This window comes from Yoonia sp. (assembly GCF_036007805.1).
Lineage (GTDB): Bacteria > Pseudomonadota > Alphaproteobacteria > Rhodobacterales > Rhodobacteraceae > Yoonia.
The window spans coordinates 1-11,778 of sequence record NZ_DASYOK010000196.1 but is presented as its reverse complement, the minus strand read 5'-3'; the positions used below and the strand labels follow the sequence as shown (position 1 = coordinate 11,778).

The window sequence follows — 11,778 nt, the reverse complement described above, 5'->3', positions numbered from 1 at the left end:
AGAGGCGGGAATGGTCAGGGCAAGGCTGATTTCAGAGGCACGATTAAAGGCGTCTTGCCCGCCTGCATCATCACCCGCGCGCAGGCGGCGCGACAGATCGGGCAGCAGCACAACCCCGATCGCGATCCCCACCACGCCAAGGGGCAGTTGATAGAGCCGGTCGGCGTAGCTCAGCCATGCAACAGCGCCTTCAAAGAAGCTGGCGACTTGGCGACCGACGAGGAGATTGATTTGCACGACACCGCCCGCAAGGGCAGCGGGGGCTGCGATAATTGCGAGGCGTTTGAGTTCGGGGGTGATCTTGGGCATGCCCGGGCGCAGGGAATAGCCCGCGCGCTTGGCTGCAACCCATACCAGCGCAAGCTGGGCAAGACCGGCGATTGGCACGGCCACTGCAAGGGACTGACCGATGGTGGATTGGGCATCGGGGGCAGTATAATCGCCGGTCAAACCGGTGATGATGAGCGCCAGGATGAAGATGACATTCAGCAGGACAGGTGCGGCTGCCGCTGCGGTAAACCGGCCCACGGCATTCAGAACCCCCGACAGCAGTGCCGTCAGCGAGATGAGGAGGATATAGGGAAAGGCAATCCGGCCGTAATAGACAGCCAGATCGAAACGCTCGGTGCCCAAAAACCCGCTGGCCATCAATGTCACAAGCGCGGGCATGAAGATGACACCGATCACCGTAAAGACTGTCAGCACGCCCGCAAGGCCGACAAAGGCATCTTGTGCAAAGCGCCGGGCGTCTTCGCCGGCTTCGACTTTCTTGGAAAACATCGGCACAAAGGCCATGTTGAACGCGCCTTCAGCAAAAAAGCGGCGGAAGAGATTGGGCAGCGAGAAGGCCACCAAGAACGCCTCGGCCACGGGGCCGGTGCCAAGGTAGGCCGCGATCATGATGTCACGCACAAAGCCCACGACACGGCTCAGCAATGTCCAGATGCCGACGGTGAAAAAGCCAGCCATCAGACGGATGGGTTTCATCCTGCCACCGCCTGCTCGGCGCCTTGGGCGATGGCTTCGCGCAGTTTGCGTTCCAGCGATGCGCGCTTGGCCTCGTTGTAGTATTTCAGCCCGACCATGTCTTTGACGTAGAAGGTATCCACAACCTGCTCGCCGTAGGTTGCGATCACGGCTGACGCGATATAGACGTGATTATTGGCCAGCGTGCGCGTCAGGTCATAGAGCAGTCCCGGCCGGTCGCGGGTGTCGACCTCGATGATCGTGTAGATTTCGGACCCTTCATTATCAAAGCTGATCGTTGTGGGCACACGGAACGCGCGTTCGCGTTTCTTGATCTTGTCTTTGTCTTTGAGCGCCTCTTTGGCGACGATTTCACCACGCAGGATACGCTCGATCATGGTGCGCAGGCGCGGCATCCGTGCGGCCTCATAAGGGTTGCCGTCGTCGTCCTGTATCCAGAAAACAGCCGTCGCATAGCCGTCTTTGGATGTGTAGGTGCGCGCATCCACGACGTTGGCCCCGACCAGCGCCAAGGCGCCCGTCATGCGGCTAAAGAGACCGGGATGGTCGACCATGGCAAAGCAGGCGCGGGTCGCGTCGCGGTCTTCGTCGAGCATAAGGTCGATCTTGATCTCATTGTCATTGATCTCGGACAGCAGTCTTGCAAAGACAACTTGCGCCGAGAGCGGAAGCCCCTGCCAATAGGTGCCATAGTGGCGACCGATCTCGGTTTTGAGCGCTTTCTTGTCCCAATCCGCAAGCTCGGCGCGCAAGGCGCGTTTCGCTTCGGCCTCTTGGCTTTCACGGTTGAGGTCTTCAAGGCCGGTTTCCAGCGCCGATTTGGTCGCTTTGTAAAGGTTGCGGATCAGAACAGCTTTCCAGTTGTTCCATGTGCCTGGGCCGACGCCACGAATATCGCAGACCGTGAGGGTGGTCAGCAAATCCAGCCGCTCGACCGATTTCACCGCCTTGGCAAAGCCGCGCACAGTGCGCGGTTCAGAGATGTCGCGTTTCTGCGCCACATCCGACAGCAAAAGGTGATAGCGGATCAGCCATTCGACCGTCTCGCATTCCTTCTTGTTCAGTCCCAGCCGAGGTGCGACCTTGCGCGCGATCTGTGCGCCGAGGATCGAGTGGTCCTCGTCACGCCCTTTGCCGATATCGTGCAGCAAGAGCGCCACATAAAGCACCTTGCGGTTCACGCCGCGTTCCAGAATGCCCGAACAGACCGGCAATTCCTCGATCAGTTCCTTGCGTTCGATCTGGGCCAAGTTGCTGATGCATTGGATCGTGTGTTCGTCCACCGTGTAGTGGTGGTACATGTTGAACTGCATCATCGCGACAATGGGCGCGAATTCAGGGATGAACGCGGCCAGTACCCCCAATTCGTTCATACGGCGCAACGCCCGTTCGGGGTTTCCGTGTTTCAATAGCAGATCAAGGAAGATACGCCGTGCCTCTTTGTCGTTGCGCAGGTCTTCGTCGATCCGGTGCAGATTGGCCGAGATCAGCCGCATCGCATCAGGGTGCAGCAATGTGCCCGTGCGCAGCGCCTCTTCGAAGATCCGCAGCATGTTCACCTTGTCGGCAAAGAAATCCCGCTCGTTGGCAATCGTTAGCCGGTTTTGCTTGATCGCGTATGGCGGCTTGGCTTTCTTGCGCCGCGCGAGAAGTCGCACAAGCACGGGTTCTTGCTTGGTGTGGTTGGCTTCGAGTGCCGTCAGGAAGATCCGCGTCAGTTCGCCCACATGGGTGGCCTGCCGGAAATAGGCCTGCATAAAGTGTTCAACGCCGCGGCGGCCGCCGTGGTCTGTGTATCCCATCGCGTCTGCCACCTGAACCTGCATGTCAAAGGTCAACTGGTCGACAGGGCGCCCCGCGATCAGGTGCAGATGACAGCGGACCGCCCAAAGAAAATCTTCGGCGGTGACAAAGGTTTCAAATTCTTCGGCTGTAAAGACCCCCAGATTGACCAGATCGGCAGCGTCTTTAACACCGTTGATATATTTGCTGATCCAGAACAGGGATTGCAGATCACGCAGCCCGCCCTTGCCTTCCTTCACATTGGGTTCGACGACGTAGCGCTGCCCGCCCTGTTTGCGGTGGCGCGTGGCGCGTTCTTCCAGCTTGGCTTCGATGAAATCGCTGGCGGTTGTTTTGAACAGGTCGTTCCAGAGGCGTTGGCCGAGTTTCGCAGCCAGATCGGCATCGCCGGCCAGATACCTGTATTCCACAAGCGACGTGCGGATCGTGTAATCTTCCTTCGCCAGTCGCAGGCAGTCTTTGACCGTGCGGCTGGCGTGGCCGACCTTCAGTTTCAGATCCCACAGCATGTAGAGCATGGATTCGATCACGCTTTCGGCCCAAGGCGTGATTTTGTAAGGCGTCAGAAAGAGCAGATCGACATCCGAATAGGGTGCCATCTCGCCCCGGCCATATCCGCCCACAGCGATCAGCGACAGGCGTTCGCCTTCGGTGGGGTTGGGCAGCGGGTGCAGGTGCTTTTGCGCCACGTCCAGCACCGTCTGCACGATCTGGTCGGTCAGCCAGCTATAGGCGCGGGTCGTCGGGCGCGATGCAAAGGGCTGCGCCTCGAAGGCTGCCGCGATCTGGGCCATGCCGTTACGGCGCGCTTGTGCCAGTGTGGCAACGGTTGCGGCGCGGATGTCGCGTTCGGATGAAGCGGCGGCAATGGCCGCGTCGATCTGGGCTTGCACCGCGTCATTGTCAAAAATGACGGACGCCGGACAGATCAAACTGTCCGGCGTGCTTGGTGCTGCTGATGCTGCGTGTTCAGAGGCCGGGGGTGCCAAAACTTCTTGGGGCTTGGTCAAGGATTACAACCTGATTGTTTTGAAATGTAGCAACGGCAAGGCCGCGCTGGTTAAGACCATTGGGCAGCAGACGGAAGACACCAGACGTACCGCGGAACCCTTGTGGTTGGATGAGGGCCTCTTTGGTCACGGCTTGTGTGTTGCCAGCCGCTGCAAGCGCACCGATCGCGGCGATTCCGTCATAGGCAAGGCCAGCCAAAGGATGCGGTGTTTCGCCATAGGTCGCGGCATAGCGGTTGGCAAAAAGTGTCGACGGTCCGGGATCGGGGACTGTGAAAAGCCCGCCTTCAAGCCCGGGCAGTGCCGCCATCTGGGGCAGTGTGTCCCAGCGGGTCAGACCAATAAAGCGGCTGCGGTCTGTATCCATACCGGCATCGGGCAGAGCTGTTGCAAGGATCGGCAAATCGGCATTTGCGCTGGCCGTGGTAAAGACACCCTGCGCGCCCGAACTGCGGACGTTGGACACAATCCGGCGTGTGGCGGAAAAGATACCTTGCTGTGACAACTGGTAACTGTCGACGCCGGAAACCTCGCCACCGTTCCGTTGGATGGCTGAAGTGATTGCATCGCGGCCGACGCGGCCAGGCAGATTATCGCCATGAACGACAAAGTAGCGGTTGATGCCCTGACGCGTGCCGAACTGGACGAGACGATCTGCGGTGTTGTCGAATGTCTGCCCCAGAATGAACACGTTGCCACCCGCGAAGGCGCTGTTGTTCGAGAAGGCAAGCACGTTCACATTCCGCCCCGCGATGGCGACGCCAGCGGCATTTGCCGCCTCGCCATAAAGCGGTCCGATAATGATCTTTGCTCCTTCATTGACTGCTTGTGTCGCGGCCAGTGCGGCCTGTTGCGGGTTGCCACCGGCGGTGTTGTAGACACGCAGATCCACGGTTGCGCCTTGTAGGTCCGCGATCGCAAGGCGGGCCGCATTCTCAAAATTCCGCGCCAGTTGATTGTCGGTTTCCTGTGCTGAACCGCCGGGCACCAGCAGGGCCACTTCGATCGGCGCATCCGGGTCGATCTGTCGGCCAACATTGGCGTCAGGGGCCAAAGTGACATCACAGGCCGCCAGCCAGAGCAGGGCGGTAAATGCAAAAAAGCGCGCGAGCGACTTGCGGGCGTTGCTGAAACGAGCAAACATGCGTGGTATTCCTCCTGTTTCGCGCGAACGGCAGTTGGCCGAAGCCTCATGTCCCGCCGCGATGTTGAGGTCCATCATAAAGCAGGGGGCCAGCGGGTCCAGAGATGAATTTTATAAGCAAGCCACTCTCTGCCGGTCTGTATTTTGTGGCCACGCCAATCGGATCGGCGCGCGACATGACTTTGCGTGGGCTCGATCTTCTTGCATCTGCTGATTTGATTGCCGCCGAGGATACGCGGACAGCGCGCAAGTTGATGGAAATACACGGGGTGCCACTCAATGGGCGCAAGGTCGTAGCGTTTCACGATCACAGCGGTGAAGGGGCTGTCGCACGACTGGTTGCGGATATGAAGTCAGGAAAATCAGTGGCTTATGTTTCGGAGGCAGGCACACCTTTGGTGGCTGATCCGGGGTATGAATTGGGCCGTGCTGCCATCAAAGAGGGGGTGGAGGTGACGACCGCACCGGGGGCCTCTGCGGTGCTGGCAGGTTTGACCGTGTCGGGCCTCGCTACCGATCGTTTTGCATTCGTCGGCTTTCTGCCAGCGGGCAAGAAACAGCGTGAGAACGAAATCGCAGCACTGCGCGATATCCCGTTCACCTTGGTATTTTACGAAAGCCCGAAACGCGTTGGGGAAATGTTAGCTAATTTGCGCGATATTCTGGGGGATGAAAGAGAAGCGGTGGTTTGCCGTGAATTGACGAAGAAATTCGAAGAGGTCACGCGCGGGTCGCTGGCAACGCTGGCTGATGATTTTGCTGATCGGTCGGTGAAAGGTGAAATCGTCGTACTCGTGGGCCGTGCTGGTGCCGTTGAGGTGGCTGATGGCGATATTGATGGGGCGCTGCGTGAAGCGATGAAAACAATGCGCGTGAAAGATGCGGCGACTGTTGTGGCCGGTGCTTTGGGTCTGCCCCGTAGGCAGGTTTACCAGATTGCGTTGCAATTAGGGGAAGACGAATGAGCGGATCTGTCGGATACCATGCGGGATTGGCGGCTGAGGATATTGTCGCCAGTGATTACACCAAGCGCGATCATGCGATTGCCGCGCGGCGTTGGCGCGGTGCGGCAGGTGAAATAGACCTGATTGTGCGTGACGGTGACACTGTGGTCTTTGTCGAGGTCAAGAAAAGCCGGAGCTTTGCTGCGGCTGCTGCGCGGTTGGGGCAGCGGCAAATGGCCCGGATCGTGGCCAGTGCGGGCGAGTTTTTGGCCAATGAGCCGCGCGGACAGTTGACAGATGTGCGCTTTGATCTGGCCGTTGTGAACGGTTTTGGTGCCCTCAAAGTGATTGAAAACGCCTTTATGGAATTCTGACGCCCATTGCACCTGCGCGCAGGCTGGGCCATCAACATGCCAGCTTGATAACGCAAGAGGCCCGCCATGACGCTTAAGATCGCTTTCCAGATGGACCCGATTGGGCCGATCAATATTGATGCTGACAGCACGTTCCGCATTGCCGAGGAAGCGCAGGCGCGGGGGCATAGGCTTTTCTATTATACGCCTGACAAACTCGCCTATGATCAGGGCCGCGTGATGGCAAAGGGCTGGCCGCTCACGGTGCAGCGCGTCAAAGGCGATCACTTTGCGCTGGGCGATGAGCAATATGTCGACCTTTCGGAATTCGATGTGGTCTGGCTCCGGCAGGATCCGCCGTTCGACATGAGCTATATCACCACAACCCATATTCTGGACATGATCCACCCCAAGACGTTGGTGGTGAATGATCCGTTCTGGGTGCGCAATTATCCTGAAAAGCTTCTGGTACTGAATTTCCCGGATCTGACCCCGCCCACGATGATTGCGCGTGATCTTGAGACGCTCAAGACATTCCGTGCGCAATATGGTGATGTGATCCTGAAGCCGCTTTATGGCAACGGTGGCGCTGGTGTCTTCAAGATGAAGGGCGGCGACAGTAACCTTGCGTCGCTGCACGAGCTTTTTTCCGGCATCAACCGCGAACCGCTGATCATGCAGCAGTTTTTGCCAGATGTGTCCAAGGGCGACAAGCGTGTGATCCTTGTCGATGGTGAACCGGTTGGCGCAATCAACCGTGTGCCTGCCGCGGGCGAAACCCGCTCGAACATGCATGTGGGTGGCCGCCCCGAAAAAGTGGAACTGACCGACCGCGACCGCGAGATTTGTGCGCGGATCGGGCCGCTCTTGCGCGAGAAGGGCCAGATTTTCGTCGGCATCGACGTGATTGGGAAATGGCTGACCGAGATCAACGTCACATCACCCACCGGCATTCAGGAGCTGGAGCGCTTTGACGGTGTCAACATTGCCGAAAAGATCTGGCAGGCGATCGAGGCGCGCAAGGCGGGCTGACGTGCGCCTTGCGCTTTTGAACCTTGCGCTGCGCTATGGTGTTAAACCACTGTTGGGACGTGCCAGCAATCCTGAGCGAGAGGCGCGGAAATTTGAACGGATAGGACCTGTGGCTTGCCCGCCACCGCCGTTCCTGTGTCACCTGACAGAAGACATTCGCGGGTTGTGCCTGCATTGGATCAGTGTAGGGCGGCCAGCACCGCGCAAGGTGATCTTCTATCTGCATGGCGGCGCCTATTTTGCCGGGAGTGGTCAGGCCTATCGCGGTCTGCTGGGCCGTTTGTCCAAGGTCACCGGATTGCGCGTTTGTGCGCCTGATTATCGGTTGCTGCAGGTGGCACCCTTTCCTGCTGCCTTTGAAGATACCGTTGCCACATGGAATGCGCTGATGGCCAAAGGCTATCGGCCGGGCGATATTGTTTTGGGTGGTGATAGCGCGGGCGGTGGTCTGATGCTGGCGCTTCTGGCCCATCTATGTGCGACGGGTCAGCGCCCTGCAGCGGCTTTCGCTTTTTCACCTTGGGTCGATCTGACGCTCTCGGGTCAGAGCCTGCACAAAGCGCCGGAGGTCCTGTTGCCCGTTGGGCGGATGCCTGAGGTAGTGGCACGCTACCTTGCTGGCGCGGATCCCAAAGACCCGCGTGCATCACCCCTGTTTGCTGTTTTCGATCAGTCACCGCCAGTACTTATCCAGGTTGGTGGCGATGAGGCACTCTTTGACGATGCAAAGCGGATGGCCGAAAAGCTGGGGCCTGCCGCGCAGTTGCAGATCCTGCCAAGCGCCCCGCATGTTTTGGTGTTTTTCGCCCGCCTTTTGCCGCAGGCGCGGGTGGCATTGCGCGACGTGGCCAGCTTCGTTCACACCTCTTTGGTCATCGCTAAACGATAACTGACGGCCTCGGCCACATGGGGTCTGTGAACATTCGCTTCACCCTCCAAATCCGCGATTGTCCGCGCCACCCGCAAAACGCGGTGATATCCACGTGCCGAGAGCCCAAAGCGTTCCGCGATCTTGAGCAGGAGTGCGCGTCCTTCCGCATCAGGTGTTGCGATTTCATCCAACAGATGGCCTTCGGCGTCGGCATTGACCCGTGCAGTGCCATGCCCTGCAAACCGTACGGTTTGAATGTCGCGGGCTTTATGGACGCGGCTGGCGACATCGGCCGAGCTTTCGCCGGCTTCAGGCAGGTCGAGGTCGGTAAAGGCGACGGCAGGTACTTCGACACGCAGATCGAACCGGTCCATCAGCGGGCCTGAAATACGCCCCAGATAATCCTCGCCACAGATCGGTGCACGCGTGCAGGCGCGGGCCGGATCGGCGAGGTAGCCGCATTTGCAGGGATTGGCCGCCGCGACCAGCATGAAGCGGCAGGGATAGCGCACATGGGCATTTGCGCGCGCCACGACCACTTCGCCAGTTTCAATGGGCTGGCGCAGGGTTTCAAGCACAGTGCGGGGGAATTCGGGAAATTCATCCATGAACAACACCCCGTTGTGCGCGAGGCTGATCTCACCGGGTTTGGCGCTGCGGCCACCGCCGACGATGGCGGCCATCGACGCGGTGTGGTGCGGTTCCCGAAACGGGCGTTCGCGGTTGATCCCGCCTTCGTCCAAAAGCCCGGACAGCGAGTGGATCATCGAGGTTTCCAGCGCTTCGGCTGGCGACAATTGCGGGAGGATGCCCGGAATACGGGCGGCCAGCATGGACTTGCCGGAACCGGGCGAGCCGACCAAAAGCAGGTGGTGCCGCCCGGCTGCTGCGATCTCAAGCGCGCGTTTGGCCCGTTCCTGTCCTTTGACCTCTGACAAGTCGCGTGATCTTGACAGTGCGTGGACCTCACCCGGTTCCGACGGCCTCAGCACGGTCTGCCCTGTGAAGTGTCGGACCATTTCGGCCAGACTGCGGGGGGCGATGACGTTCACCGAGCCGACCCACGCCGCCTCTGCGCCGCAGGCCTGCGGGCAAAGCAGGGTGCGGTCGCCTTCGGCGGCGGCCATGGCCGCAGGGAGTGCGCCGGCCACAGGCACCAAGGTCCCGTCGAGGGACAATTCGCCCAAGGCGACCGTCTGGGACGCGACATCCTGCGGAATGATTTCCAGCGCGGCCAGCAGGGCCAGTGCGATGGGCAGATCGAAGTGCGACCCTTCTTTGGGCAAATCGGCGGGAGAGAGGTTTACGGTGATCCTTTTGGACGGCAGGGCGATAGCCATCGCGCTGAGTGCGGCGCGGACCCTTTCGCGCGCCTCCGAGACGGCCTTGTCGGGCAAACCCACGATGGCAAAGGCCGGAATACCAGGTGTCACGGCGCATTGCACCTCGACGAGGCGCGCCTCGATCCCTTCGAATGCAACTGTGTAGGCCAAAGCGACCATGGCGTTTTCCCCGTTTATGGTTAACGGGTACGGCGTTGGTCTTTAAGAAAGGTTAACGTGTCTCAGCGGGCCAAGGCTTTTGTGCAAGCGGCAATGGGTAGGGAAAGGGGCTGTGCGTTTCCTTCAGCGCCTCCTTGCGCCATGCCAGAAATGCGGGGTCGGACAGATGGGCGGCAACATAGGCGAGGGATTGATCGCTGACCGGCAGATCATATGCGGTGATCCGCATTGCAACGGGGGCATAAAACACATCGGCCAAGGAATAGTCGCCAAAGAGCCATGGTCCGTTTTGTCCGTGCCTTTCGCGTGCAAGGGACCACAGGTTTTCGATGCGGCGCAGGTCTGCTTTGACGGCGTCGGAGGGTACGAAACCCTCCCAGACAAAACCAAGCATCATGGGGCAGGCGTTGCGCAATGCGCCAAAGCCGCTGTGCATTTCTGCGGTGATGGAACGGGCCAGAGCGCGGGCGGCGGGATCGCGGGGATAAAGGGCACGTTCGGGATGGTTTTCGGCAAGCGTTTCGGCCATCGCCATGCTGTCGGTCACTACATATCCTTCGGCCGTCTGCAGCACGGGAACGGTGCGGGCAGGGGCGAGATGTGCGAGGTCCGCCTGCATCGTTCCAGAGTAGAGCCCGATCATATGTGCCTGATAGGGCAGCCCGAATTTTTCCAGCATCAGCCAGCCCCGCAAGGACCAGCTACTGAAGGTGCGATCACCGATGTAGAGTTGATATGTCATGCAGTGAGGTTAGCGGTACGGGAAGCGTTCTGGCGATCAGTATTCTGTGACGTCCTGCATCACGGTTTGTGATTGATGTGACCGGCGGACCAGCCGGTTGACGTGCAAGACAGTGTTGTGACCGACAGGTTGTCAATCTTGTGCCCAAAGGCTTCATAGGCGCCGATACCCAATGCGCGCTGAAGCTGGGTGAGGATAACGCCAAAATGGGCCACAACAATCAAATCGGGGTGACCCGCGCGCAGGTATCCGTCAATTGCGCGATCGACGCGCGCACGGACCGCGTTCCAGCTTTCGCCGTTGGGCGGGGCGATGGTGCCGGGGGTTTCCCAGTAGGCGCGGATTCTCTGCGGATCTTCGGCCTCTACCTGGGCGAAATTGCGCATTTCCCAGTCGCCAAAGTTGATCTCGCGCAGGTCGGGGGCGTGGGGCAGGCGCACTTTGGGGGCCAGTGCATCCGCGGTGGTGATCGCGCGGCTGAGGTCGGAGGACACAACAGGTGCGTCAGGCAGGAAGGCGCGCAGGCGGCTGATGGCAGCGGTGTCTGACAGATCGGCGGGCAGGTCTGTCCAGCCGACCATCGCTTTGGCATGTGTCGGCCCGTGCCGGACCAGCCAGAGCTTGGTCATGGGAGGGTTCCCTTGAGAGCCAGTGGCAGGCCGGCCATGACGGCGACCACAAGACCGGCCTCGGCTGCGATCCTTTGATTGAGGGCACCCTGCGCATTGCGGAATTTGCGCGACAGGGCGTTGTCGGGTACGATGCCTTGGCCGACTTCGTTCGAGACGACGATGACGGGGCCCTGACAGGTGGCGATCGCCCCAAGCAGCGCATTAGTGTGTTCGCCTAGGTTGTGATCGCCCAGAATCACGTTGGTCAGCCAGAGTGTGGCGCAGTCGATCAACACGGTCTGTCGGGGTGTGATTGCCGCCAAAGCGGGGCCAAGATCCAAAGGTTCTTCGATTGTCGTCCAGCCCGTTCCGCGCATGTCACGGTGCCGCGCGACCTTCTGGGCCATTTCATCGTCGAACACCTGTGCGGTTGCCATATACACGGGCGCATTCCCGCTTTGCAGCACAAGGTTTTCCGCGAAAGCGGATTTACCAGAGGCTGCTCCGCCAAGAACAAGCGAAAGTTTCGGCAATGGCATTGTGTTCACTTTTTTTGATCCATTTCGGAAACGCCTTCGTAACTAATTCAAACAACAAAGTTAATGCAACACACTGCGACTTGGGAGAATAACAATGGGTGTTACCGGTTTTTCTGATCAAACTTTGTCTCGGACAGCGATGAAAGCAGAGTTGCTTGATGCTGAGACCGAATTGGCCTTGGCCTATGCATGGCGTGACCAGCGCGATGAACAGGCGCTGCACAGATTGATTACAGCTTA

11 protein-coding genes and 1 pseudogene are annotated in these 11,778 nt (G+C 59.4%); 5 read left to right on the top strand and 7 right to left on the bottom strand.

What is annotated here, in order from left to right; all coding sequences use genetic code 11:
- The 3 genes from murJ to VGP75_RS11255 form a co-directional block, all read right to left on the bottom strand.
- On the bottom strand, window positions 1-987 hold a 987-nt coding region (gene murJ / locus VGP75_RS11265; protein WP_327543754.1), incomplete at its 3' end, for a murein biosynthesis integral membrane protein MurJ.
- Window positions 984-3,800, bottom strand: a complete 2,817-nt coding sequence (locus VGP75_RS11260; RefSeq protein WP_414727798.1) for a [protein-PII] uridylyltransferase — start codon at window positions 3,798-3,800, stop codon at window positions 984-986. The genes VGP75_RS11260 and murJ, both read right to left, overlap by 4 nt.
- Window positions 3,760-4,944 carry a penicillin-binding protein activator gene (locus VGP75_RS11255; RefSeq protein ID WP_327543753.1) on the bottom strand — a complete coding sequence of 395 codons (1,185 nt, stop codon included), beginning with the start codon at window positions 4,942-4,944 and terminating at the stop codon, window positions 3,760-3,762. The genes VGP75_RS11260 and VGP75_RS11255 overlap by 41 nt, the downstream gene beginning before the upstream one ends.
- 104 nt (window positions 4,945-5,048) lie before the next feature.
- Between VGP75_RS11255 and rsmI the strand changes: the two genes are divergently transcribed.
- From rsmI to VGP75_RS11235, 4 genes are all read left to right on the top strand, one after another.
- Window positions 5,049-5,909 carry a 16S rRNA (cytidine(1402)-2'-O)-methyltransferase gene (gene rsmI / locus VGP75_RS11250; RefSeq protein ID WP_327543752.1) on the top strand — a complete coding sequence of 287 codons (861 nt, stop codon included), beginning with the start codon at window positions 5,049-5,051 and terminating at the stop codon, window positions 5,907-5,909.
- The gene (locus VGP75_RS11245; RefSeq protein WP_327543751.1) at window positions 5,906-6,262 is read left to right on the top strand and encodes a YraN family protein; all 357 of its coding nucleotides are present in this window, start codon (window positions 5,906-5,908) and stop codon (window positions 6,260-6,262) included. The genes rsmI and VGP75_RS11245 overlap by 4 nt, the downstream gene beginning before the upstream one ends.
- Before the next feature lie 66 nt (window positions 6,263-6,328).
- Complete coding sequence (gene gshB / locus VGP75_RS11240) at window positions 6,329-7,273, top strand: glutathione synthase (protein WP_327543750.1); 945 nt, start codon at window positions 6,329-6,331, stop codon at window positions 7,271-7,273.
- Window position 7,274: 1 nt separating this feature from the next.
- Window positions 7,275-8,162 (top strand): alpha/beta hydrolase, encoded by an 888-nt coding sequence (locus VGP75_RS11235; RefSeq protein WP_327543749.1) that lies wholly within the window; start codon window positions 7,275-7,277, stop codon window positions 8,160-8,162.
- Here the strand turns inward: VGP75_RS11235 and VGP75_RS11230 are convergent.
- Genes VGP75_RS11230 through cobU form a run of 4 tightly spaced genes read right to left on the bottom strand, consistent with a single transcriptional unit; the run spans window position 8,132 to window position 11,538 of the window.
- Window positions 8,132-9,646, bottom strand: coding sequence for a YifB family Mg chelatase-like AAA ATPase (locus tag VGP75_RS11230; protein ID WP_327543748.1), 1,515 nt, complete (start codon window positions 9,644-9,646; stop codon window positions 8,132-8,134). The two genes, VGP75_RS11235 and VGP75_RS11230, sit on opposite strands and share 31 nt — an antisense overlap.
- A 52-nt stretch (window positions 9,647-9,698) precedes the next feature.
- Entirely contained in the window at window positions 9,699-10,388 is a 690-nt protein-coding gene (locus VGP75_RS11225; protein ID WP_327543747.1) for a glutathione S-transferase, read from the bottom strand.
- Between the two features lie 59 nt (window positions 10,389-10,447).
- Window positions 10,448-11,017: a histidine phosphatase family protein gene (locus VGP75_RS11220; protein WP_327543746.1), complete on the bottom strand. Its 570-nt coding sequence runs from the start codon at window positions 11,015-11,017 to the stop codon at window positions 10,448-10,450.
- On the bottom strand, window positions 11,014-11,538 hold the full coding sequence (gene cobU / locus VGP75_RS11215; RefSeq protein ID WP_327543745.1) for a bifunctional adenosylcobinamide kinase/adenosylcobinamide-phosphate guanylyltransferase: 525 nt from the start codon (window positions 11,536-11,538) through the stop codon (window positions 11,014-11,016). Before cobU ends, VGP75_RS11220 begins: the two co-directional genes overlap by 4 nt.
- A 94-nt stretch (window positions 11,539-11,632) precedes the next feature.
- On the opposite strand from cobU, the pseudogene VGP75_RS11210 reads away from it, so the two are divergent.
- Window positions 11,633-11,778: pseudogene (locus VGP75_RS11210) on the top strand (RNA polymerase factor sigma-32); the annotation flags it as partial.